The sequence below is a fragment of the Mangrovicella endophytica genome (assembly GCF_002893625.1).
Taxonomy (GTDB): domain Bacteria; phylum Pseudomonadota; class Alphaproteobacteria; order Rhizobiales; family Rhizobiaceae; genus Mangrovicella; species Mangrovicella endophytica.
Genome location: NZ_PKMZ01000001.1, coordinates 194,792 through 216,892, shown reverse-complemented (window position 1 = coordinate 216,892; position 22,101 = coordinate 194,792). Strand labels below are relative to the sequence as shown.

General features: G+C 66.8%; 22 protein-coding genes. 11 read left to right on the top strand and 11 right to left on the bottom strand.

Annotation, left to right across the window (positions count from 1 at the left end; all coding sequences use genetic code 11):
• The first annotated feature begins 79 nt into the window (after window positions 1-79).
• From C0R46_RS01000 to C0R46_RS00975, 6 genes are all read left to right on the top strand, one after another.
• Window positions 80-1,330, top strand: coding sequence for an extracellular solute-binding protein (locus C0R46_RS01000; RefSeq protein ID WP_102957724.1), 1,251 nt, complete (start codon window positions 80-82; stop codon window positions 1,328-1,330).
• Window positions 1,331-1,391: 61 nt separating this feature from the next.
• Window positions 1,392-2,273 (top strand): carbohydrate ABC transporter permease, encoded by an 882-nt coding sequence (locus C0R46_RS00995; protein WP_102957723.1) that lies wholly within the window; start codon window positions 1,392-1,394, stop codon window positions 2,271-2,273.
• Between the two features lie 4 nt (window positions 2,274-2,277).
• A complete protein-coding gene (locus tag C0R46_RS00990; RefSeq protein ID WP_102957722.1) occupies window positions 2,278-3,123 on the top strand; it encodes a carbohydrate ABC transporter permease in 846 nt (281 codons plus the stop codon).
• Window positions 3,120-4,145 (top strand): SIS domain-containing protein, encoded by a 1,026-nt coding sequence (locus C0R46_RS00985; protein ID WP_102957721.1) that lies wholly within the window; start codon window positions 3,120-3,122, stop codon window positions 4,143-4,145. Before C0R46_RS00990 ends, C0R46_RS00985 begins: the two co-directional genes overlap by 4 nt.
• A 5-nt stretch (window positions 4,146-4,150) precedes the next feature.
• Window positions 4,151-5,065: a carbohydrate kinase family protein gene (locus C0R46_RS00980; protein WP_102957720.1), complete on the top strand. Its 915-nt coding sequence runs from the start codon at window positions 4,151-4,153 to the stop codon at window positions 5,063-5,065.
• Window positions 5,062-6,144, top strand: coding sequence for an ABC transporter ATP-binding protein (locus C0R46_RS00975; RefSeq protein WP_102957719.1), 1,083 nt, complete (start codon window positions 5,062-5,064; stop codon window positions 6,142-6,144). Before C0R46_RS00980 ends, C0R46_RS00975 begins: the two co-directional genes overlap by 4 nt.
• 46 nt (window positions 6,145-6,190) lie before the next feature.
• Here C0R46_RS00975 and C0R46_RS00970 read toward each other — a convergent pair whose 3' ends face one another.
• From C0R46_RS00970 to C0R46_RS00930, 9 genes are all read right to left on the bottom strand, one after another.
• Entirely contained in the window at window positions 6,191-7,264 is a 1,074-nt protein-coding gene (locus C0R46_RS00970) for an ABC transporter ATP-binding protein (protein ID WP_102957718.1), read from the bottom strand.
• 34 nt (window positions 7,265-7,298) lie between these two features.
• The gene (locus tag C0R46_RS00965) at window positions 7,299-8,252 is read right to left on the bottom strand and encodes an SIS domain-containing protein (protein WP_102957717.1); all 954 of its coding nucleotides are present in this window, start codon (window positions 8,250-8,252) and stop codon (window positions 7,299-7,301) included.
• A gap of 27 nt (window positions 8,253-8,279) precedes the next feature.
• Complete coding sequence (locus C0R46_RS00960) at window positions 8,280-9,158, bottom strand: carbohydrate ABC transporter permease (protein WP_102957716.1); 879 nt, start codon at window positions 9,156-9,158, stop codon at window positions 8,280-8,282.
• Entirely contained in the window at window positions 9,158-10,063 is a 906-nt protein-coding gene (locus tag C0R46_RS00955; protein WP_102957715.1) for a carbohydrate ABC transporter permease, read from the bottom strand. Before C0R46_RS00955 ends, C0R46_RS00960 begins: the two co-directional genes overlap by 1 nt.
• A gap of 16 nt (window positions 10,064-10,079) precedes the next feature.
• Window positions 10,080-11,336 (bottom strand): ABC transporter substrate-binding protein, encoded by a 1,257-nt coding sequence (locus tag C0R46_RS00950; RefSeq protein ID WP_102957714.1) that lies wholly within the window; start codon window positions 11,334-11,336, stop codon window positions 10,080-10,082.
• Entirely contained in the window at window positions 11,333-12,307 is a 975-nt protein-coding gene (locus C0R46_RS00945; RefSeq protein ID WP_157944513.1) for an N-acetylglucosamine kinase, read from the bottom strand. The genes C0R46_RS00950 and C0R46_RS00945 overlap by 4 nt, the downstream gene beginning before the upstream one ends.
• On the bottom strand, window positions 12,304-13,095 hold the full coding sequence (locus C0R46_RS00940; RefSeq protein ID WP_102957712.1) for a DeoR/GlpR family DNA-binding transcription regulator: 792 nt from the start codon (window positions 13,093-13,095) through the stop codon (window positions 12,304-12,306). Before C0R46_RS00940 ends, C0R46_RS00945 begins: the two co-directional genes overlap by 4 nt.
• A gap of 200 nt (window positions 13,096-13,295) precedes the next feature.
• Window positions 13,296-14,576: a D-tagatose-bisphosphate aldolase, class II, non-catalytic subunit gene (locus C0R46_RS00935; RefSeq protein ID WP_102957711.1), complete on the bottom strand. Its 1,281-nt coding sequence runs from the start codon at window positions 14,574-14,576 to the stop codon at window positions 13,296-13,298.
• A complete protein-coding gene (locus C0R46_RS00930) occupies window positions 14,573-15,511 on the bottom strand; it encodes a sugar kinase (RefSeq protein WP_102958543.1) in 939 nt (312 codons plus the stop codon). Before C0R46_RS00930 ends, C0R46_RS00935 begins: the two co-directional genes overlap by 4 nt.
• Window positions 15,512-15,812: 301 nt before the next feature.
• Here C0R46_RS00930 and C0R46_RS00925 point away from each other — a divergent pair, with 301 nt between their 5' ends.
• On the top strand, window positions 15,813-16,835 hold the full coding sequence (locus C0R46_RS00925) for a LacI family DNA-binding transcriptional regulator (RefSeq protein ID WP_102957710.1): 1,023 nt from the start codon (window positions 15,813-15,815) through the stop codon (window positions 16,833-16,835).
• A 52-nt stretch (window positions 16,836-16,887) separates the two neighbouring features.
• Here C0R46_RS00925 and C0R46_RS00920 read toward each other — a convergent pair whose 3' ends face one another.
• A complete protein-coding gene (locus C0R46_RS00920; protein ID WP_102957709.1) occupies window positions 16,888-17,826 on the bottom strand; it encodes an NAD-dependent epimerase/dehydratase family protein in 939 nt (312 codons plus the stop codon).
• Window positions 17,823-18,473, bottom strand: a complete 651-nt coding sequence (locus tag C0R46_RS00915; RefSeq protein ID WP_102957708.1) for a cysteine hydrolase family protein — start codon at window positions 18,471-18,473, stop codon at window positions 17,823-17,825. The genes C0R46_RS00920 and C0R46_RS00915 overlap by 4 nt, the downstream gene beginning before the upstream one ends.
• A 152-nt stretch (window positions 18,474-18,625) precedes the next feature.
• On the opposite strand from C0R46_RS00915, the gene C0R46_RS00910 reads away from it, so the two are divergent.
• From C0R46_RS00910 to C0R46_RS00895, 4 genes are read left to right on the top strand one after another with little or no spacing between them, the layout of a single operon-like run.
• Window positions 18,626-19,450, top strand: a complete 825-nt coding sequence (locus C0R46_RS00910; protein ID WP_102957707.1) for an ABC transporter ATP-binding protein — start codon at window positions 18,626-18,628, stop codon at window positions 19,448-19,450.
• Window positions 19,437-20,162, top strand: coding sequence for an ABC transporter ATP-binding protein (locus C0R46_RS00905; protein WP_102957706.1), 726 nt, complete (start codon window positions 19,437-19,439; stop codon window positions 20,160-20,162). Before C0R46_RS00910 ends, C0R46_RS00905 begins: the two co-directional genes overlap by 14 nt.
• Window positions 20,163-20,179: 17 nt before the next feature.
• Complete coding sequence (locus C0R46_RS00900) at window positions 20,180-21,076, top strand: branched-chain amino acid ABC transporter permease (protein WP_102957705.1); 897 nt, start codon at window positions 20,180-20,182, stop codon at window positions 21,074-21,076.
• Window positions 21,073-22,092 (top strand): branched-chain amino acid ABC transporter permease, encoded by a 1,020-nt coding sequence (locus C0R46_RS00895; protein ID WP_102957704.1) that lies wholly within the window; start codon window positions 21,073-21,075, stop codon window positions 22,090-22,092. The genes C0R46_RS00900 and C0R46_RS00895 overlap by 4 nt, the downstream gene beginning before the upstream one ends.
• Window positions 22,093-22,101 lie beyond the last annotated feature (9 nt).

Sequence of the window (22,101 nt, the reverse complement as noted above, 5' to 3'; positions counted from 1 at the left end):
CAACCGGAGCCCTACAGTGAGGCCGCGGCAGCGGCTCTCCGAGGCGCTCCGGGGTGGTTCAGCAACGGAGGATCCCGTAATGCCGCATCGCTTCTCCCTTTCTCTATCACTGCCTCTTGTCGGCGCGGCACTTCTCGCCGGCTCCGTCGCGCCTGCGGCCGCGGAGACGACGCTGCGTGCGCTCTTCATGGCGCAGGCGGCCTATAGCGAGGCCGATGTCCGGGCCATGACGGAGGGCTTCACGAAGGCCCATCCGGACGTAAAGGTGGAGCTGGAATTCGCGCCCTATGAGGGACTCCACGACAAGACGGTCCTCGCCCAAGGCTCGGGCGGCGGCTACGACGTCGTGCTCTTCGACGTCATCTGGCCGGCGGAATACGCCACCAACAATGTGCTTCTCGACGTGACGTCGAAGATCACGCCGGAGATGAACCAGGGCGTTCTGCCCGGCGCGTGGTCGACGGTCGAATATGCCGGCAAGCGCTACGGCATGCCCTGGATCCTCGACACCAAGTACCTCTTCTACAACAAGGAGATCCTCCAGAAGGCGGGTATCGCCGCGCCGCCGAAGACCTGGGAGGAGCTGGCCGAACAGGCCAAGGCGATCAAGGACAAGGGCCTGCTGGCGACGCCGATCGTCTGGAGCTGGACGCAGGCCGAGGCCGCGATCTGCGACTATACGACGTTGCTGTCCGCCTTCGGCGGGCAGTTCCTCGACAAGGACGGCAAGCCGGCCTTCCAGACCGGCGGCGGTGTCGAGGCGCTGAAATACATGGCCTCGACCATGGAGAGCGGCATCACCAACCCGAACTCGAAGGAATATGTCGAGGAGGACGTTCGCCGCGTCTTCCAGAACGGTGAAGCGGCCTTCGCCCTCAACTGGACCTACATGTACAACCTCGCCAACGACCCGAAGGATTCGAAGGTCGCCGGCAAGGTCGGCGTCGTGCCGGCTCCCGGACATGCGGGCACCAGCGAGGTTTCGGCCGTCAACGGTTCGATGGGGCTTGGCATCACCAGCACGTCGAAGTCGCCGGACGCGGCCTGGGACTACATCGTCTACATGACCTCGCAGCCGGTGCAGAACGCCTATGCCAAGCTGAGCCTGCCGATCTGGGCCTCCTCCTACGAGGACCCGGCCGTGACGAAGGGCCAGGAGGAGCTCGTCGCCGCGGCCAAGACCGGTCTTGCCGCGATGTTCCCGCGACCGACGACGCCGAAGTACCAGGAGCTTTCGGTCGCGCTCCAGCAGGCGGTGCAGGAGTCCATCCTCGGCCAGTCGACTCCCGAGGACGCGCTGGCGGCTGCCGCCGAGAATAGCGGCCTCTGACGCATCCAGGCGGCGCCCGCCGAGCGCCGCCTTCCTCATCTGAAAGCCGGAGCCCCGTTTCGTGCCGAGTGCCTGGATCACCACACGCGCCTGGCTGCTCATGCTGCCGCTTCTCGTCGTGATGGTGGCGGTGGTGAGCTGGCCGATGGCCGAGACGGTGCGCCTGTCCTTCACCGACGCCAAGCTCGTCGGCACGGGCGGCGCCTATGTCGGCTTTGACAATTACGCCAAGCTGCTGACGGGCCGCCCCTTCTTATTAGCGCTGAAGACCACGACGCTGTTCGCTGTCCTGTCGGTGGCGTTGGAAGTGCTTGCGGGTGTGCTGGCGGCCCTGCTTCTCGATCAGGAGTTTCGCGGCCGCACGCTCGTCCGGGCGCTGATGATCCTGCCCTGGGCGCTGCCGACCGTCGTCAACGCCATGCTCTGGCGGCTGATCTACAATCCCGAATATGGCGCGCTGAACAGCCTGCTCCTCCAGACGGGCCTGATTTCCGGCTATCGCTCCTGGCTGGGCGAGCCGACCTCCGCCCTCTGGGCGATTGTCGCGGCCGACGTCTGGAAGAACTTCCCGCTGGTCGCGCTGATTGCTCTCGCGGCGCTTCAGGCCGTTCCGCGCGACGTCAAGGCGGCGGCAATCGTCGATGGCGCGGGTGCCTTCGCGCGCTTCCGGATCGTTACCTGGCCCTATCTGGTCGGTCCGCTGACGATCGCTGTGGTGCTGCGCACGATCGAGGCCTTCAAGGTCTTCGACATCATCTGGGTGATGACGCGCGGCGGCCCCGCCAATGCGACGCGCACGCTCTCCATCCTCGTCTACCAGGAAGCCTTCTCCTTCCAGCGGGCCGGGTCGGGCGCCTCCATGGCGCTGCTCGTCACGCTGATCGTCACCCTCTTTGCCGTGTCCTACATCGCCATCCTTCGGCGCAGCGCTGCGGGGAGCTGACACCATGGAACGCCGCCCGCTCCTCGTCTCGATCCTCATCCACCTTGCGGCGCTCACACTCGCCGCGGTGATCCTGGCGCCATTCATCTGGCTGTTCCTGATGAGCATCTCCTCCGCTGCCGATCTCAGCGCGCGGCCGCTGCACTGGTGGCCGGAGAGCGTGGACCTGTCGCGCTACGGGATGCTGCTCTCCACGGTTGCCAACAGTGCCGGCGCGGCGTTTCTCGCCAGCCTCCGCAACAGCCTGTTCGTCGCGGGAATGGCAACGGCCGGCGCGCTCCTCGTGGCGGTGCCGGCGGCCTGGGCCGTCTCGCGCACGCCGGGCGTGCGCTGGCCGCTGTTCCTGGTGATTGCGACCTACATGCTGCCGCCGGTCTGTCTGGCCGTGCCGCTGTACATGGGCCTCGCCGCCCTCGGCCTCCTCAATTCCGTCTTCGGCCTGGCGCTGGTTTATCTCAGCATCCTCGCGCCCTTCGCCACTTGGCTGCTGAAAAGCGGCTTCGACGCCATTCCCCGCGAGATCGAGAGTGCGGCGATGATCGATGGCGCGCGCCTCGACCAGACACTTCGCATCATCACGCTGCCGCTTGCAGCACCGATGGTCGCGACAGCCGCCCTCTTCGCCTTCCTGCTCGCCTGGGACGAGTTCTTCTACGCCCTGCTCTTCACCGCCGACCAGCGGGCGAAGACGCTGACGGTCGCGATCGCCGACCTCGCAGGCGGGCGCGTCTCCGATTACGGGCTGATCGCCACGGCCGGCATCCTCGCCGCGCTGCCGCCTGTCGCGATCGGCCTCCTGATGCAGCGGGCCGTGATTTCCGGCCTGACCAGCGGCGGCGTGAAGGGATGAGCATGACGCAGGCAGTGCAGGAGCGGCCGGCCGGCCTTGTCGCAATCGAACGGGAGATGGAGCGCCAGGCGGATGATGCCCGCGCCTCCTTCGACGCCGCGCACCCGCTGGCAGCCGATATCGCCGCCGCGATCCGTGCATCGGGGCGCCTCCTGCTTCTTGGCATGGGCGGCTCGCACGCCGTCGGCCGGGCCGTCGAGCCGTTCTACCGGGCGCTCGGGATCGACGCCCTTGCCACCCCCCTCTCCGAACAGCTCGTCTCGCCGCTGCCGACGGATGGCCGCACCGTGCTCGTCACCTCGCAGTCCGGCGAAAGCGCGGAGGTGCTGCGCTGGTTCGCCGAAGCCGGCGGGGCATCGTCGGTCTTCGGCCTGACGCTTGAAGACGGCTCGTCGCTCGCCCGCGCCGTGCCGTCGCTTGTCGGCGCCGGCGGAACGGAGCTGGCCTTTGCCGCGACGCGCAGCCTGACGATCACCTTTGCCCAGCATCTGGCGATCCTTGCAGCGCTGGGCCTCGACCCGGAGCCGGCGCTGGCCGCGCTTGCCGCACCTGCCGATGCAGACGTTACACAGGCCGTCGAGGCGCTTGCCGGCGCCACGACGATGGTCGCGTCCGGCCGGCTGCTGCGTGGCCTTGCCGAGGCGATCGCGCTGGGCCTTGCCGAGCTGTCGCGCGAGCCCGCCATGGCGCTCGAAGGCGGGCAGTTGCGGCACGGCCCGATGGAGATGCTGGGTCCCACCGTCGGCACGATCCATTTCCGGGCGGACGAGCCGGCCGGCGACCTCGTCTCGAGCCTTGCCGCGGCTTGTGTGGAGGCCGGCTCGCCGACGGTAGTCTTCGACGCCTCGGGACGCACGGCTGTCACCGGTGCCATCACCATCCCGGCGCCCCGCTCGGAGGGGCTTGGAGCTCTGTTCCATCTTCTTCCGCTCGCGCAGCGCTTCATGGTTGCCCATGCGGCAGCGCGCGTGCCTGACGTCGGCACGCCGCGTCGCTCGACCAAGATCACCCGGATCGAATAGACGCCATGCGCCGCCTCGCCGTCATCGGCAATGTCAATGTCGACCTGATCATGGGGCCTGCCGAACCTTGGCCGGCGCCGGGGACCGAGATCGTCGTGGAGCACGATGAGCTGCGCATCGGCGGAGCTGCGGGTAATACGGCGCTCGCCTGGGCAGCGCTCGGCGTGCCGCACGAGATCTTCGCAACGGTCGGGTCCGACGCTTTCGGCCGCTGGCTGATCGAGGGCTTCGGCGATCGTTCCCGACGCTGGATCGTCGAGGACGCCGCGACCACCGTTTCGGTCGGCATCACCCATCCCAGCGGCGAGCGCACCTTCTTTACCAGCCGCGGCCATCTGCCGGATTTTTCTTTCGCCAGTGCCAAGCGGATGCTGGAGGCGGTCGATCTCTCCGGCGGCATCCTGCTCATCTGCGGGTCCTTCCTGACGGGGCACCTGACCGAGGACTATCCCCGGCTCTTCGACTGGGCCGATGCCAAGGGCGTCGACGTCGCGCTCGATACCGGCTGGCCTCTTATGGGCTGGACGGATGCCGTACGCGCGCAAGCGCTGTCCTGGCTGCCACGCTGCCGCTTTCTCCTGCTCAACGAGATCGAGGCCGCCAGTCTCAGCGGCATTTCGGATCGCGACGAAGCAGGCGTCGCCCTGCGCGCCCGTATGGCCGAGGGTGGCATCGTCGTCACCAAGCTCGGGCCTGACGGCGCGCGGGCGCTCGGGGCCGGCGGCGAGGTACACCAAGCACCCGCTCCGGCGGTCGAGGTCGTCGACACGATCGGCGCCGGCGACGTTTTCAATGCCGGTTTCCTTCTCGCCATTGCCGAAAGGCGCGGTCTGACGGAAGCGCTTGTTCTCGGCACACGCCTCGCCTCGCGTGCGGTGTCGACGCTGCCGCGTGTCTACGACCTGGGAGACGACCGTTGAACACGCTCGAGCTGTCCGGCATCACCAAGCGTTATGGTGCGATGGAGACACTGAAGGGGATCGATCTCTCGCTGGAGGCGGGAGAGTTCCTCGTGCTTCTCGGCGCCTCAGGCTGCGGAAAATCGACCCTCCTCAACATTATCGCCGGGCTGATCGAGCCGACCGATGGCGACGTGCGGATCGCCGGGCGTTCCATGCGCGGCGTCCACCCGAAGAACCGCGACATCGCCATGGTCTTCCAGTCTTACGCGCTCTATCCGAACCTGACGGTTGCGCGGAACATCGGCTTCGGCCTGGAGATGCGAAAGGTCCCGGCGGCCGAGCGCGCGGCAGCGGTCCGGCGCGCGGCGGAAATCCTGCAGATCGAGCCGCTGCTCGAGCGGCGTCCCTCGGAGCTCTCGGGCGGCCAGCGCCAGCGAGTCGCCATCGGTCGCGCTCTGGTGCGTGATCCGAAAGTCTTCCTGTTCGACGAGCCGCTGTCGAATCTCGACGCCAAGCTTCGGCTTGAAACGCGCACGGAGCTGAAGCGCCTGCATCATGCGCTGAAGGCGACGGTCGTCTACGTCACCCACGATCAGGTGGAGGCGATGACCCTCGCCACCCGAATCGCGGTGATGCGCGACGGGCGGATCGAGCAGATCGGAACGCCGCGCGAGATCTACGACCGCCCAGCCAATCTCTATGTGGCGGGCTTCATGGGCTCGCCGCCGATGAACGTCCTGAAGGGTTCGATCACCGACGACAGCCTGAGCTGGGCGCCGCTGGACGGATCGGGCCGCCTGCCGCTGCCGCCGGCGCTTCGGGATAGCCTCCGGCCGGGAACGGCATTGACCGTGGGCATCAGGCCCGAGCGCGTCGGGCTGTCGTCCACGGCCGGAGCCGCGCAACTCACGATGACGGTCGACGTGGTCGAGCTGACAGGCGCCGAGATCCTCGCCGTCGGCCAGGTGGGCTCGCAGCCCTTCATCGCGAACCTCGATCCGGATGCAGCGGTCGAGCCGGGAGCGACCCTTCCCTTCGCTATGGACCCCGCGTCGCTCCGCTGGTTCGACGCGGACAGCGGGAAGGCCCTGACGTAGTCCTGGCATCCGGCGGCGTCGACGGCGGCCGGAGGCGACGAATGCTCTAGATCCGTCGGCCCGTAGACTTGTCGAACAGATGCGCTGCTGCCGGCGCGAAAGTCAGTCCGATCGTGTCACCCTCCCGCAGCATCGGGCGGTCGCGCAGGGTGGCGGTCACCGGCGTTGCACCGAAGCGTCCATAGATCTGCAGCTCGGCGCCGGTCGGCTCGATCGCTTCGACGCGGACGGGCAGCGCACCCGGCGCGCCGGCCTGCGTGATCGCGATATGTTCGGGGCGGATGCCGAGCACGATGTCGGCGCCATTCGGCAGAGCAGCCGGGGCATCCACGGCCAGTGCCAGTTCGCCGAGGCGCAGCTGCGGGGCCGATCCGCTCCGGTCGAGCTTGGCGTCGAAGAGGTTCATCGCGGGCGAGCCGATGAAGGTCGCGACGAAGAGGTTCGCCGGCCGATCATAGAGGTCCAGCGGTGCACCGACCTGCTCGATCCGTCCGCCGTTCAAGACAACGATGCGATCCGACATCGTCATTGCCTCGATCTGGTCGTGCGTGACGTAGATCGATGTGGTGCCAAGCCGCTTCTGCAGCGAGCGGATCTCGCTGCGCATCTGCACGCGCAGCTTGGCATCGAGGTTGGACAGCGGCTCGTCGAACAGGAAGACCTGCGGCTTGCGGACAATGGCCCGCCCCATCGCGACCCGCTGGCGTTGGCCGCCGGACAGCTGCCGGGGATAGCGGTCGAGATGGTTCTCGAGGCCGAGCAGCGCCGCCACCTGGCGGATCGCCGGCTCGATCTCGGCCTTCGGCACGTCGCGCAGCCGCAGGCTGAAGCCCATGTTGTCGCGCACTGTCAGATGCGGATAGAGGGCGTAGTTCTGGAACACCATGGCGATGTCCCGGTCCTTGGGCGCCACATCGTTGATGACGCGGCCATTCAGCGAAATCTCACCGTCCGTGATGTCCTCAAGCCCGGCGATGATCCTGAGAAGCGTCGACTTCCCACATCCGGAAGCGCCGATCAGCGAGATGAACTCACCGTCGTTGATCGTTAGGTCGAGACCGTGGATGACCTCGATCGGTCCGTAGCTCTTGCGCAAGCGATCGAGCGTCAGAGTCGCCATAGCCGCACCTTCCCTTCTTCTTGACGCCGGCGCCTCAGCCGAGCGTGACGACCTTGGTCAGATGCCGCGGCCGGGTGGTGTCGAGCTGCTTGGACTGGGCGACCTGCTCGCCGAGGATCTGCAGCGCCGGCAGCATCACGAGCATGCGGGCCAGGCTCTTCTCCTCCACCGCAATGGAGAGGTCGCCGGCACCGCCGAAGCCGATCACCGCGGCGCCCTTTGCCTGAACGTCATGGGCGACCCGCTCCTCGCCATCCTGCGTTTCCGGGTCGTAGAGCAGGGTGACGAGGCTCGATCGGTCGATGAGGCTGATCGGCCCGTGGCGGTATTCCAGCGGATGAAAGAACTGCGAGTAGCTGAGGCTCATCTCCTGCAGCTTCAGCGCGCCCTCGGCAGCAAGGCCGAAGAAGGGGCCGGCCCCAAGATAGACGAAGTGCGTCCGGCCCGCGATGATGTCCCGCCCCTTCTCTTCCATCGTGAAGAGGGCCGCCTCGGCCGCATCGACGGTGGCGTCGGCGATGTGGACGCCCGCCATCCGCAGCCCGACGAGCAGCATCAGGCTCGCCGAGCAGGTCATCACGATCCCCTCGTCCACATGGGTTTCGGCGACGATGCTGCGGGCGGCGACGCGGGTGATGGCCGTGCCGGCGGCGCAGGTGATCGCCAGCGTCTCCATGCCGGCCGCCGCGCTGATCCGCACGGCCTCCACCGTCTCGGTGGATTCGCCGCTGCGGGACAGGCCGACGACGCAGAGATCGCCCCGATCGCCGACATAGGCGCGCCGGTGCTGTCCCCATTCGGATCCGGCGACGGCAAGGGCTGTCCGGCCAGCGAGGTTGAACGCCGCCGCCAGCGTCTGGGCGAGATAGTAGGATGTGCCGCAGCCGACGAAGACGATCGTCTTGTCCGACAGTGCGGGCAGCTCCAGCCCCATGGCGGCACGCCAGAACGGGAACTGCTCGTAGATGACGCGCTGGGTGATGTTCATCACCTGACTCCTGCTTGGATAGGGATTTTACTTCTGGGCGCCGGCCATCAGCCCGCTGACGAGGTAGCGGTTGAGGAAGATCACCAGGAGAACCGGCGGGATGATCGCCAGTATGCCGGCGGCGTTCATCAGCCCGTAATCGACGTAGTTGCGGGTGACGAATTCCGGGATGAGGACGGTGAGCGGCTTGGTCGCCAGCGTGGGCGAGAACACCAGGGGCACGATGAACTGGCCCCATGCGTTGAGGAAGGTCAGGATCGCCGCGGCGATCAGGCCGGGGGCGGCCAGCGGCAGGACGATGCGCACAAGCGTGTAGATCCGCCCTGCGCCGTCGAGCCAGGCCGCCTCCTCCAGCGAGATCGGCAGCGTCTGGTAGACCGTGCGCATCAGCCAGAGCGCCAGCGGCAGGAAGGCCGAGACATAGATCAGCGTGATGCCGACATAGGTGTCGATCATGCCGAGGGAGATCATCAGCCGGTATAGCGGGATCATCACGGTATAGGCGGGGATCGCCATGGTCGCGACGACCAGGATGAACAGGATGTCGCGGCCGGGAAAGCGCAGGCGCACGAAGGCATAGGCGCCAAATGCCGCGACGGCGACGGTCAGGATGGTGGCCGCCAGCGACGTGAGCAGGCTGTTGAGGAGAGCCGCCGAGAATTCCGGCCACACCGACTGGACGGTGTTGCCCTGCGAGACGCTGGAGCCCCCGAAAAGACGCGCATAGTGCTCCGTGGTGACCTCAGGCGGAAAGAAATGCGGCACCTTGGACACGAGGTCGGCGGGCGTCGTGAAGCTGGTGGCGAGCGCCCAGTAGATCGGGCCGAGCGACCAGACGAGCAGAAGGACGACGGCGAGCGCCTTGCCGAAGGTCGGCAGCAGGCTGTTGCGAGCACGAGTTCCCATCAGTCCATCCTCGTCTCGCGATAGACGCGCAGGACGTAGATCATCGAGACGATCAGCGAGGCGAGCATGGCCAGCAGCGACAGCGCCATGCCGTAGGAGAAGCGCAGGTTCTGAAAGGCCGAGAGATAGACCTGCACAATGATCGAACGGCTATCGAGGCTGGAGCCGCCCATGATCCAGGCTTCGTCGAAGAGATTGAAGGCGAAGACGGTCGACTGGCTCATGGCGATGGCAAGGCCGCCGGAGATCAGCGGCAGCGTGACCAGCCGGAACGCCTTCACCGATCCTGCACCGTCGAGCTTGGCCGCTTCGTAGAGCTCCCGCGGCACGCTCTGCAGCGCCGCCAGCAGGATGATCCCGGTGAGCGGCATCATGCGCCAGACATGCACCAGCGTGATCAGGAAGAGCCCGGTGCCGCGATCGTTGAACCAGACCTTCGGCGCATCGAGGAGGCCGAGCGACATCAGCACGTTGTTCAGAAGGCCGTAGCTCGGATTGTAGATCCACAGCCAGACGATGGCGTTGACCACTGGCGGCAGGCACCAGGGCACCACCATTGCGGCAAGCAGCCATTGGCGGCCGCGCTGGACCTTATTGAGAAGAAGCGCTGCGCCGAGGCCGCCAAGCGTCTCCAGCACCACCGCCATGACGACATAGGCGAGCGTATTGCCCCAGGAGATGCGGACATTTTGATCGCCCGCCAGATCCACATAGTTCTTGACCCCGATGAAGGGCTGGCCGGCCCGCATGGGATCAATGCGGTAAAAGCTGTCGAGGACCGTCGTGACCAGAGGCAGGAAGACTAGGCTTCCCATGATCACGACGATCGGGAGTACGAAGGCCAAGCCCAGCAGGGCCTCGCCCCGGATGAAAGCCGGCCGCACGACGGAACGTGTCTGCGCCATGATGCGGCCGTCTCCCTTAGCGGCTCTGCGCTTCTTTGGCGCGCTCGGCGAGCTGCGCGACCGCGTCGTCTACCGAGAGCTGCCCCTTGGCCACCTGGTTGATGGTGCTCGCCACGGCGCTCGAGAACTCCGGATACCAGGCGGGCGTGCCCTGCTTGAACAGCGGCTCGACAGTCTTCGCCTGCGCCAGCAGAGCATCGCCCGCAAACAGCTTGCCCTCCTTGTTCAGCTGTTCGAGGACGCTGACGCGCGGCGGCAGATCGCCGAGCGAATTGTAGATCGCGATCTCATTCTCCGGCTTGGCGATCCACTCGATGAACTTGGCCGCCGCCTCGTGGTTCTCGGCCGGCGCCGGAATGCCGACTGCCTCGGGCAGGCCGAAGGTGCGCGACTTGCCGGTGGTCGAGGGCATGAGGGCGGCCGCCACGTCCTTGGCGACCTGCGACTTCCCGGCATCGCTGTAGACCGCGAGGTTGCCGGCCCAGCCGGCGACGTCGAAGGAGATGCTGCCGCTCTTGAACAGCTGCTGCACCTCGACGTCCTTGAGGCCCGTCGCAGCGGGGTCGATCAGTCCGGCCTTCAGCGCTTCGGCCTCGAACTGCAGCGCCTTGTAGCCGCCGGAGTCCTTGTCGGTGAACAGCGGATTGAAGTCCTTGTCGAACAGGTCTCCGCCAAATGCCATGGTCAGGAGGTAGAAGGCCGTCGCCGTACCTTCAGTCGCCGACAGCGGCAGGCCGATGGGATACTGGGCGACACCGGCCGCCTTGATCGCCTTGGCGGCGTCCATCAGATCCTGCGGCGTCTTCGGCGGCTCCTTGATGCCCGCCTTCTCGAGATGCGCCTTGTTGTAGATCAGGATGCGGAAATCGTTGTTGTAGGGCAGCGCCAGCAGCTTGCCCTCGTATTTGAAGATCTCGGCCGTCGGGATGTCGGCAACAGTCTCGGCGGCGATCTTGCCATCCAGCGGCTCGTACCAGCCGGCGGCGCCAAACTGGCCGACCCAGGACCAGTCGACCTCGGTCGCCTGCGCCGGCGGCGTCTGTGCGACCATGGACGTGACGATCTTGGTGCGGATCTCGTCCCAGCCCATGGTCTGGATGTTGAGCGTGATGCCGGTGTCCGTGGTGAACCGGTCCGTCATCTCCTTGGGGATGGTGCCCCAGGGCGGCAGCAGGACGGTCAGCGTCTCGGCTGCACTTGCTCCCGACAGCGACGGGAGCATGAATGCGGCCTGTGCGGCCGCTAGAATCGAGAGAAAGGTACGCCTTTTCATGCTCTTGCCTCCTGTTGTGTCATCGGGGTGAGTGCCGGGAACCTCCGGAGGGAGGCGTTCACGCGCTCCACCCACTGCGGGGATACGTCCCATCCGGCTTGGATAGCGGCCCTGCATAAGGCGCCGCCGACGGGAGGAAGCCGCCGTGGCAGCGGCTCGCAACCCGCACGTTCTTCGATGCGCTGCATGACGATGGCGCTGTCCGTGAGGCCGCCTGCGAAGCTCCAGCGCAGCGGCGCGTCCCCTGCGGCGCGCCGCCATGCGGTCAGCAGCGTGTCGGCCAGTTCGTCGCCGGCCCGCTGCAGGAGGCGTCGGGCCGCTTCCAGGCCGTCATCCGCCAGCTGTGAAACGATGATGGCGAGCCAGGCGATGTCGCGCCGGCGCTGTTCGCGTCCGTAACACCAGGCGATCAGCTCGTTCGCGCGGAGCCCCAGACGCTGCAGGACGGCATCGGAAAAAGCAGTCTGTTGCGAACGCCCGTCCAGCTCGCGCGAGATCGCAGAGAGGGTTTCGCGCCCGACCCAGAAGGCGCTGCCCTCGTCGCCGAAGACGTCGCCCCAGCCGCCGACGCGAATGTGCGGATCGGAGGGGCCGGCAAGACTCGCCCAGGCCATCGATCCCGTACCCGCCAGGATCAGCGCGCCCGCGCCCCCGGCAAAGGCACCGTCGAAGGCGATGCGAACGTCGTTGTCGACCACCGGCTCGATCGGCATCAGCGATCGCGCCACGCGAAGCTGCTCGGCCGAATAGGCGTCGATCTCGCCATGAAAGGGCAAACCGAACGCAGCGGCCGAAACCTGGGGCAGCTCCGCCAGTCCGCCGAGAAGGTCGCGCAGGGCGAGCTGCCAGTCGGCGCCGCCGGAGGGATCGAGGCTCGGCGCCTCGATCAGCTGGACGACCTCGCCGTCGCGGCTCGCCAGGGCGGCGAGAGTCTTGGTTCCGCCGCTGTCCACGCCGAGCAGGAGCGTCAACGGCTCGCCTCCCGTTCGACCGACGGCGCCACGATCAGCGGTGTGAGATCGGCTTCGGCCAGCCGGCGAAGCCAGTCGGACGCGAGCCCGTCATCCGTGACGATCTCGATCTTCGGGGTGACGGCGGCGACGCGGTAGGTCAGCCGGCGGCCGAACTTGGAGGAGTCGATCAGCAGCATCGTGCCGGTGGCGTGCGCGATCATCTTCTCGTTGAGACGGGCTTCGGATTCATCGAGGCTGTAGATGCAGCAGTCGTCGGCGAGCGCGCCGGCACCGAGGAACAGCCGGTCGAACCACAGGCGCTCGAGCATCGTCTCGGCGAGCGCGCCCACCATGGAGGCGTTCTCGCTGCGCAGCAGCCCGCCGAGCAGCGTCACCTTCACATCCGGCACGTCCATCAGGACTTGAGCCGAAACGATGCAGTTGGTGAAGACCGACAGCGGCATCGGATTGAGGCGAATGCAGCGGGCGAGTTGCAGGACCGTCGTTCCCGCGTCGAGGAAGATCGCGCTATGCGGTGCCAGCGTGCCGAAGGCCGCTTCGGCGATCGCCCGCTTGGCGGAGAGATTCTGCTGCTCGCGGGTCTGGAATGCGACCTCGATGCCGGCATCGTCGGCGATACGGGCGCCGCCGCGGGTCCGCGTGATCGCACCACGGGTTTCCAGGATCTGCAGGTCGCGCCGGATCGTGGCCGGAGACGCACCGACCGCGTCGGCGATCTCCTGGATCGAGCTGCTTCCCGCGGAATAAAGCAGCTGACGTATGGCCGAGAACCGGTCGTCCTTCATTCCCGCTCAAGCGCTCCCTCAACTGCGATCAGGATTCCGTGCATCTCGATCAGAGTCAATCAATAATCTGATCGGATTTGATCCTTCTGAGCTTGGGCCTCAGGTGTCGGGGCACCTCGGCAGGAGCCGGACAGCAAAAAGCCAGTGGCGACGCCTGCCGCACACTGGCTCTTTGATGGCGGACCGGTTCGAGGCCGGGATCAGCCCTGGTCAGTGGCGTAGGCGTAGTCGTCGAGGACGTTGGCGACACTGGCGATCAGCAGCGATCGCGCAGTGGGCTCCACCCGTCCGGAGGCCACCTTGTCATAGAGGCGCCCGAGATACTGGCTCACCAGAGTCTGCGGAATGGCGCGGCTTCCCAGCGCCGCCATGAGCTCGTCCACCGCCCGCGCAGCCCCCGGCTCGGGCCAGTAGTAGCGGATGCGATCGCTGAACGAATAATGCCGCTCGATCGCCTGCTGCTCGGGCGCGCCGGGATAGTACTTCTGCCAGCTGCCCGGCGAAGCGAGCATCACCGCTTCCATCGCATCGGGAAGACGTCGGCGACGGCCGTCGGGCACGAGAATCGCCGCAATGGCGTCGAGCCCGTAAAGCGCCTCACGCAGCGCGAAGGTCAGACCCGGCCCGACCTTCAGGATCGAGAAGCCGTCATCCACCAGCGCCTTCAAAGCCTCGCGCGGCTGATAGTCCGTGGAATGGGCTTCGAATACGAAGCCGGGCATCTCAGCCAATGCCGCCCACAGCGCCTGCGCCGCCACCGGTCGATAGACCACGACGTCGGCATTGCCGAATTCGACGCCCGGCTGCACCACCGCGGCGATGGCGCGGGAGAAGGCATCATCGAGCCCCCGAGCGGAAAAGGCCGACCGATGCACGTCAATTGTGGCCAGCGCCGCCTCGGGCGTCGTCAGCTCAAGATGATCGAGCTCCTCCAGCGCGCCGCCGGGAACCGGCACCTCCGTGCCGATCACATAGACGGGCTTCGTTCCCTCCACATGAGCCTCGCAGACCGCTGCCAGCCGCGCGGCTCGCTCCGCGGTGGTGCGGTCATCCAGAGCGACCGGTTCGCCGGCGCACCCCATGCTCGTGTCGAGATGGATCTTGGTGAAGCCTGCCGCGGCATAGGCAGCGATCATCACCTCGGCCTTCGCCATCGCCTCGTCGGCGGGTCGGTCCTTCCAGGGATTGGGTCCAAGATGGTCGCCGCCAAGAATCAGCCGCTCCAGCGGGAAGGCCACCCGGCCGGCAATGGCTTCCACGAAGCGGCGGAAGTCGATCGGCGTCATGCCGGTATAGCCGCCATCCTGGTTCACCTGGTTGCAGGTCGCCTCGACGAGGACATCGGCATCGCGAGCGATGCCGTGCAGGAGTGCGGCCTCGATGACCAGCGGATGGGCCGAACAGACGGAGGTGATGCCGGCGCGCTGCCCATTCGCGTGGAGCGACGGCAGTTGGCGAAGGCGGTCGGTGGCAGTGGTCATGCTCGGCTCTCCATGAAGGTCTCGACTTCGACGAGCGTCGGCGTGCCAGCCATCGGCCCCTTTTTCGTCACCGCCAGCGCGCCGCAGGCATTGGCCAGCCGGAGGGCGCGCTCGATGCCTTCGCCGCGCAGCCAGAAGCTGACGAAGCCGGCGCTGAAGCAGTCGCCGGCGCCGGTCGGGTCGACTTCCTCGACAGGGAAGGCCGGTGCATCGACCGCGCCCCGCGCCTCATAGCAGACGGCGCCCGCGGCACCCTTCTTCACCACCACGGCGGCCACGCCGCGTGCAAGGATCTCCGCCGCGGCGCCCGCTTCGTCCAGCGCCTGCGCAAAGAGGAAGAGCTCGTCGCCACTCGGCAGAAAGATGTCGGCGCGGGCCAGCACGAAGTCGAGCGCTTCGCGCATGCCGGGCGTGTCCAGGATCTCCTTGCGGATATTGGGATCGAAGGACACCGTGCCGCCCCTCGCCTTGACGGCATCGATGCCGGACTTGACGATATCGATCACCCGTTCGGAAAAGAGCGAGGAGCCAGTCACGTGGAAGTGGTCGGCCGTGGCGATCAGCGCACGGGCGGCCGGATCGAGCCTGATCAGACCGCAGGCGCTGTTCTGGATGTTGAAGACGAAGTTCCGGTCGCCGTCGCGGCCGTAGCGCACGAAGGCGCTGCCCGTGGCGGCACCCTCGTGGATGGCGATAGCGGACGTGTCGACACCGCTCTCCTGCAGCCGCAGGATATTCAGCCGGCCGAAGTCATCGGCGCCGACGCTGGAGATGATAGCGGCCGGCTGTCCGAGGCGGCCCGCCTGATCGATGAAGATCGCCGGTGCGCCGGAGGGGAACGGCCCGATCAGCGGTCCGGGCGTCATGAAGCTCTGGTCGATCTCGGCCGCCATGATCTCCACGAGGATCTCGCCGGCAGTGACAATCTTGCGCATGGATGCCTTCATCGGCCGGGATGCTGACGCAATTCTTCATCGCCTGCTTTCAATCGCATCGGCTGCTTCTCCGTTGAAGCAGCCGCGCTGAGAGCGACGGCGGCGTTCCTGCTGGGCCTCGTACCCTATTCAGCCTTAGACGTAGGCCCTGAACCCAAAGCGCGTCAATTCTGAAATTTACGCGCGTAAACATTGTGGCTGGTGCTCGGCAGGTTTACGCTCGCGTGAGCAGCTACGGCTTCGCGAGGCGGAGTGGCGAACAAGGTACGATGCGGTTGATGACACAGCGGCGGATCGATCGATGAGCCGCGAGCGGTTCCGAAGCATGGAGGAGTTCGCGCAAGCGAGCGGCATCTCCCGTCCGACCCTCTCCAAATATTTCGACGATCCGGCCAGCGTGCGGGAGACGACGCGTCACCGCATCGAGGCGGCGCTGAAGAGGTTCGACTATCGTCCGAACCTCTTTGCTCGCAACCTCAACCGGAAGCAGACGCGCGCCATCGGCATCATCGTGCCGCACATCACCGATCCCTTCTATGCCGAGCTCGTGCGGCAGATGGAATTGCGCTGCGTAGCGGCCGGTTTCTGGCCGATCGTCATCTCCTCGCACGGCGCAGCGGATCTGGAGGCGCGCGCGGTCGAGACCCTCATGTCGCTGAAGGTTGCGGGGGCACTGGTGGCGCCGCTCGGCTCGCAGACGGACGCGGAAGCGCTGGAAAGCCTTCGCGGCGATATTCCGATGGTCTTCTTCGACTCGCGGCTCGACGGCAGTGCCCCCTTCGTCGGCACCGACAACAGGCAGAGCATGACGCTCGTCGCCGAATATCTCTGCCGAACGGGAGAACACCCCGCCTTCCTCGAAATGCCGGCAGTCAATGGCAATGCCGCGGAGCGGAAGGCCGCCTATGTCGAGGCGCTGGAGCGCTTCGGGCTGGCGCCGATCCTTATCGGCGCCGACGAGACCACCTGGAACTTCGAAGAGCTCGGCTTCCGGACGGTACAGCGCCTCCTCCAGGGTCCCGGCCTGCAGACCCGCTGCCTTCTCTGCGCCAATGACCGGATGGCCTTCGGCGCCATGGCCGCTGCCTATCAACATCGCCTGAGGGTAGGCCGGGGCAGCGACAGCGATCTCAGGATCGCCGGCCATGACGATCATCCGCTGAGCCGCTACGCATGCCCTCCGCTGACCACGGCGGCGCAGGACACGGTGGCAATCGCCGAGCGCAGCACCGAGCTTCTACTGGCTCTCCTGCAGGATCCGACAACTCATTCAGGCGAGGAGTTGCGTCTCCCGGCCCGCCTGGTGATGCGGGACTCGGCATGAGCCGAGCGCACTTCGGCGCCTCCCGCTGATCAGCGTCGACGGGCGACGCAGATCAGCCATCAGAGGTTGTCGCAGGCGGTGCAAGGGCTCGCATCGTACGAGCTAGCCCGTCATCCAGGCTGACACTGGCCCGGAAACGAAGCTCCTCGGCGGCGCGGCGCGACGCGTATCCGTCCGGCCCCTCCGCCGAGCGCTCCGCATTGGCAAAGGCGATCCGGCTCTCCGGACGCAGCCGCCGAACGGCGTCGACCACGTCACCGAGGGTCTGGCCTTCCGGCCCGACGATGTTGAAGATGCGGGACGTCGGCGCGGCTGCACATGCGGCGGCCAGAAGGCCGGACACCGCATCGTCCAGGTAAAGATAATGCGTCGAATCGGCCGGATGGCCGGTGATCTCGAAGGCCTGCCCCTCCACTGCCGCCCGCAGCAGCGCATCGAGCATCGTCGGCGTCGTTCGTCCGGGGCCGTAGATCCAGCCAAGGCGGATCGCCAGCGTGTCGAGGCCTTGCCCGTGGGCATAGCCGAGCACGGCCGCCTCAGCCCCCAGCTTGCTCGCCCCATAGACGCCCGGCGGGTCAGGTGGCGAATCCTCGTTCAGGACGCCGCGGCGGCGCGCGCCATAGATCTCCACGGAGGAGCAGACCACGACACGGCCGGCGCCGCTTTGCCGCGCGGCCTCGAGGAGTTCTGCCGTGGCTTGCGCATTGATGCGCCAGATGTCCGCGGGGCGGTCGGCGAGAACCATCGGACCCGACACAGCGCCGCAATGCAGCACCGTGTCGAAGGGCGCGCCGACAAAGAGAGCTGCGATCTCTTCGGGCCGCATCAGGTCGCACGGCACGACGGCGTCTCCCGCCGCGCCTCCGCCGATGTCAGCGGCGACGAAATCGACGCCCTCGCTCTGCAAGCGTTCGCGCACCGCGGTGCCGAGGAAGCCGCGCGCGCCGGTCAGAAGCACGCGGCCGAGCGGACGGGACGGCTGGTCGCTCATCGGCCGATATCAGCCAGTTCCGCCAGCAGCGCGTCGGTGTCGCGCTGGCGGCAATAGCCGGCGATCGCCTTCACGCTCGCCTCCTGCCGCTCGGGCGAGTAGGTCGCGCAGGCATCGGGCACGAGCGTCACGAGGTAGCCGAGATCGCAGGCATCGCGCACGGCCGATTCGACGCACTGGTCCGACACGACGCCGCACATCACCAGCTGCCGCACGCCCAGATTGCGCAGGACATAGTCGATATTCGTTGAGATGAAGACGGAGGACGAGGTCTTGCGAATGACGATCTCGTCGGGGCCTGGCTCGATCGCCGCATGCACTTGGCCGTCCCAGGAGCCTTTCGGCACGTCGATGCCGGAGATCTTGTAGTCGAGGCTCCGGTCGCGCCCATCGGCTGTCAGGTTCTCGATGACGGTGTAGAGCACCTCGATCCCGGCTCTCCGGAAACCCGCCTGAAGCCGCGTCATGTTCGGCAGGGCGAGGCTTTCCAACCGTTCGAGATAGTAGCGAAAGCGCTCCGACGACGAGCCGCCGCCTTCCTTGAACTCGGCGCCATCGCGATGAACTGCGTAGTTCTGGACGTCGATGAAGAGCAACGCAGACTGGTGCGGCTCCAGCGGAACCTCACGGCTCCATGACTGCGTCATTGCACGACCCCCCTCGACCTGCAAACGCTCAATCCGTGAGCAGGTGCGTTTTTAAGGCATTTGCGCCCTTGTAACAAATGGTATCTGCATGGTAGCGATCTAACAGATGAAAAATCAATGCCGCCCGAGCGCGGCTTTCGGCTACGAGGTCGATGCAGATTTCGCCCGCTCCGCTCCTGAAGGTTGAACGGCTCGCCAAGAATTTCGGCGGCGTGCGGGCGCTGAACGGTATCGACTTCGCGTTGAACGAGGGCGATCTGGTTGGCCTGATCGGCCCGAATGGTTCAGGCAAGACCACCGCCTTCAACATCGTCACCGGCATCCTGAAACCGAGCGAAGGGCGCATTACCTTCGGCGGCGCCGACGTCACCGGCAACGCCCCGGAGACGAATGCCGCGCTCGGCATGGCGCGCACCTTCCAGAACATCCGCCTTTTCAACGACCTTCCTGTGGTCGACAACGTCATGGTCGGCCTGCACCGCAAGCGGGGGCCGGGCTTCCTCGCGACTGTGCTGGGGCTACGGGCCGCCGCGCGCGCCGAGGCCGAAATCCGGCAGCGCGCCATGGCGGTTCTCGACATTCTGGGCCTGAGCGGGCGGGCGGCAGAGCGCGTCGGTGGCCTGCCTTACGGCGACCAGCGCAAGGTCGAGTTTGCCCGTGCGCTCGCCAGCGATCCGCGCCTCCTGCTGCTGGATGAGCCAACCGCCGGCATGAACCCCTATGAGACCGCCGATCTCGGCGCCACGATCGCGCGGCTCCACCGCGAGCTTGGCATCACCATCCTTCTCGTCGAGCACGACATGAAGATGGTGATGGGCATCTGTCAGCGGCTCGTCGTGATCAACCAGGGCAATATGCTGGCACAGGGTACGCCGGCCGAGATTCGCGCCGATCAGCGGGTCGTCGAGGCTTATCTCGGCCATGGCCGCAAGGGCGGTCGGCAGCGGGGGCCGGAGGATGTCCATGCTGTGGGTTGACGACATCCACGTCCGGCGCGGCGGCACGCACGCCCTGCGCGGCGCGAGCCTCGAAGTGCGGCGCGGCGAGATCGTCGCACTGATCGGAGCCAACGGCGCCGGCAAGACGACGACGCTCGCGACCATCTCCGGGCTTCTGCGTCCGCGCTCTGGCACGGTTCGCTTCGCCGCTGAACCGGATGCGGCGCCCGTCGAGCTGTCGGCGATGAAGGCCGAGGCGATCGTCGCCGCCGGCGTTTCGCACTGCCCCGAGGGACGGCAGATCTTCGCGAACCTGTCGGTGGCCGAGAATCTGGCCATTGGCGCATTCCTGCGGCGCGACCGCGAGGGCATTGCCAGCGACGTCGCCGATATCCACCGGCTCTTCCCCATCCTGAAGGAGCGCGCCGGCGTTCCCGGCGATCGGCTGTCGGGTGGCGAGCAGATGATGCTCGCGATCGGCCGCGCGCTGATGAGCCGCCCGAAACTCCTCCTCCTCGACGAGCCCTCGCTCGGGCTTGCGCCGCGCCTCGTGGAGCAGATTTTCGATATTCTCGAGCGCATCCGCGACGAGGGGGTGACCGTGCTCCTGGTCGAGCAGAACGCCGCCATGGCGCTCGACATCGCCGACCGCGCCTACGTGCTCGAAGCCGGCTCCATCGTCCTCCAGGGCACAGGCCGCGATCTCGCCGAAGATCCGAGCGTGCGCCGCGCCTATCTCGGAGCCGCCTGAATGACCGGAGCTGCTCGATGACCGGCGCCTATCTCCTGTCGCAGATCGTCAACGGCCTCGTGCTCGGCGCCATGTATGCGCTGATCGCCATCGGCTTCTCGATGATCTACGGCATCGTGCGTCTCATCAACTTCGCCCATGGCGACATCTTTGCCGTCGGCGCCTTTGCGGCGCTGGGCAGCATCGCGATCGCTGCCCTGCCCTTTCCCCTCGCCGTGCTGGTCGTGCTCCTGGCCGGCGCGCTTGTCGGGCTCCTCGTCGAACGAGCCGCCTTCCGCCCGATGCGCGGCGCACCGCAGGTCACGGGCTTCATCGCCTCGCTGGCGGTGGCGATCATCCTCGAAAACCTGGCCGTCATGACCATCACGGCACAGCCGCGCACCTTCGCCATCCCGGCATGGCTCGGCGCGCTCGTGCCGCTCGGATCGATTTCGGTGCGCGTCGTCGACATCGCCATTATCGTGCTGGCGCTCGTCCTGACGGCAGCGCTTGTCGGCTTCGTGCGCTTCACCCGCACCGGAATGGCGATGCGGGCCACCGCCGAGAATTACGGCGTGGCCCGCCTGATGGGCATCAACATCGACCGGATGATCGCGCTTGCCTTTGCCATCGGCAGCGCGCTCGCGGCGGTCGCCGGCCTCATGTGGGGCGCCAAATACGGGCAGATCAGCCCGCTGATGGGTACGGTACCGGGCCTTAAAGCCTTTGTCGCAGCAGTGATCGGGGGTGTCGGCTCGATCTCCGGCGCCGTCCTCGGCGGCTTCGTGCTCGGCCTTGCGGAGGTGCTCTTCGTCGGCCTGCTGCCGTCGGAATTCTCCGCCTTCCGTAACGCCTTCGTCTTCGCGGCGCTGATCCTGGTGCTGCTGGTCATGCCGAACGGGCTCATCGGCAAGTCGACGGAGACGCGCGCATGAGCGCCCCAGCCGCGTTCCTCCTGCGTTTCGCGCTCCCCGTCGGCATCGGTGCGGCGCTGCTCTACGCCGCGACCCTGTCGCTCGATCCCTACAGCCTGACGATCCTCCAGTTCGTCGGCATCAACGTCATCCTCGCCGTCAGCCTGAACATCACCAACGGCTTCACCGGTCTGTTTTCGCTCGGCCATCCCGCCTTCATGACGATCGGCGGCTATGTCACGGCCATCCTGACCATGCCGGCCACGCGCAAGACAGCGATGCTGCGCGATCTGCCCTCGATCCTCGCGGCCCATGAATGGCCGTTTGCCGCCTCCCTGACAGCCGGCGGTCTCGTGGCGGCGCTGGCTGCCGTCATCGTCGGCATTCCCGTGCTCCGCCTGCGCGGACATTATCTGGCGGTGGCCACCCTCGGCCTCATCTTCATCGTCCAGAGCTTCGCCGTGAACCTGCCGGGCATCACCCGCGGCGCCCTCGGTCTCGCCGGCCTGCCGCCGGTCACCAATGTCTGGTGGGTCTATCTCGTCCTGGTGCTGACGCTTCTGACCTGCTGGCGCGTAAAGCACTCCTCGCTTGGCCGCACCATGCTGGCGATCCGCGAGAACGAGCTCGCCGCCGCAAGCCTCGGAGTGAAGGTGGCGCGCACCCGTGTCCTCTCCTTCGCCCTCGGCGCCTTCTTCGCCGGCGTTGCGGGCGGTCTCTGGGCGCATCTCGTCACGCTGATTGCGCCGGGTTCCTTCTCCATTCTTCTCGGCTTCCAGCTCATTGTCATGGTGGTGCTCGGCGGCACCGGCTCCATCGCCGGCGCGGCGATCGCCGCCGTCGTGCTGACGCTGTCGACCGAATGGCTGCGGCCGATCGAGGAGGCCGCGGGCCTCTTCGGCGCCAGCCAGATCATCGTCGCCGTCGGCGTCATCCTCGTCCTGATCTTCCGCCCGTCCGGCCTGTTCGGCACGGCCGAGCCGAATGTCTTCGGCGCCTTCGCCAGGCGGCGCCGCCATGCCCAATCCACCCCCTGAACCCAAGAG

What these genes read in the sequence shown, in the direction of transcription:
- C0R46_RS00950 (WP_102957714.1), bottom strand. Translation starts at nt 11,336, where the DNA reads ATGAAAAGGCGTACCTTTCTCTCGATTCTAGCGGCCGCACAGGCCGCA.
- C0R46_RS00930 (WP_102958543.1), bottom strand. Translation starts at nt 15,511, where the DNA reads ATGCGCAAGATTGTCACTGCCGGCGAGATCCTCGTGGAGATCATGGCG.
- C0R46_RS00960 (WP_102957716.1), bottom strand. Translation starts at nt 9,158, where the DNA reads ATGGGAACTCGTGCTCGCAACAGCCTGCTGCCGACCTTCGGCAAGGCG.
- C0R46_RS00965 (WP_102957717.1), bottom strand. Translation starts at nt 8,252, where the DNA reads ATGAACATCACCCAGCGCGTCATCTACGAGCAGTTCCCGTTCTGGCGT.
- C0R46_RS00925 (WP_102957710.1), top strand. Translation starts at nt 15,813, where the DNA reads ATGAGCCGCGAGCGGTTCCGAAGCATGGAGGAGTTCGCGCAAGCGAGC.
- C0R46_RS00915 (WP_102957708.1), bottom strand. Translation starts at nt 18,473, where the DNA reads ATGACGCAGTCATGGAGCCGTGAGGTTCCGCTGGAGCCGCACCAGTCT.
- C0R46_RS00940 (WP_102957712.1), bottom strand. Translation starts at nt 13,095, where the DNA reads ATGAAGGACGACCGGTTCTCGGCCATACGTCAGCTGCTTTATTCCGCG.
- C0R46_RS00970 (WP_102957718.1), bottom strand. Translation starts at nt 7,264, where the DNA reads ATGGCGACTCTGACGCTCGATCGCTTGCGCAAGAGCTACGGACCGATC.
- C0R46_RS00980 (WP_102957720.1), top strand. Translation starts at nt 4,151, where the DNA reads ATGCGCCGCCTCGCCGTCATCGGCAATGTCAATGTCGACCTGATCATG.
- C0R46_RS01000 (WP_102957724.1), top strand. Translation starts at nt 80, where the DNA reads ATGCCGCATCGCTTCTCCCTTTCTCTATCACTGCCTCTTGTCGGCGCG.
- C0R46_RS00955 (WP_102957715.1), bottom strand. Translation starts at nt 10,063, where the DNA reads ATGGCGCAGACACGTTCCGTCGTGCGGCCGGCTTTCATCCGGGGCGAG.
- C0R46_RS00895 (WP_102957704.1), top strand. Translation starts at nt 21,073, where the DNA reads ATGAGCGCCCCAGCCGCGTTCCTCCTGCGTTTCGCGCTCCCCGTCGGC.
- C0R46_RS00910 (WP_102957707.1), top strand. Translation starts at nt 18,626, where the DNA reads ATGCAGATTTCGCCCGCTCCGCTCCTGAAGGTTGAACGGCTCGCCAAG.
- C0R46_RS00935 (WP_102957711.1), bottom strand. Translation starts at nt 14,576, where the DNA reads ATGACCACTGCCACCGACCGCCTTCGCCAACTGCCGTCGCTCCACGCG.
- C0R46_RS00905 (WP_102957706.1), top strand. Translation starts at nt 19,437, where the DNA reads ATGCTGTGGGTTGACGACATCCACGTCCGGCGCGGCGGCACGCACGCC.
- C0R46_RS00990 (WP_102957722.1), top strand. Translation starts at nt 2,278, where the DNA reads ATGGAACGCCGCCCGCTCCTCGTCTCGATCCTCATCCACCTTGCGGCG.
- C0R46_RS00920 (WP_102957709.1), bottom strand. Translation starts at nt 17,826, where the DNA reads ATGAGCGACCAGCCGTCCCGTCCGCTCGGCCGCGTGCTTCTGACCGGC.
- C0R46_RS00985 (WP_102957721.1), top strand. Translation starts at nt 3,120, where the DNA reads ATGAGCATGACGCAGGCAGTGCAGGAGCGGCCGGCCGGCCTTGTCGCA.
- C0R46_RS00900 (WP_102957705.1), top strand. Translation starts at nt 20,180, where the DNA reads ATGACCGGCGCCTATCTCCTGTCGCAGATCGTCAACGGCCTCGTGCTC.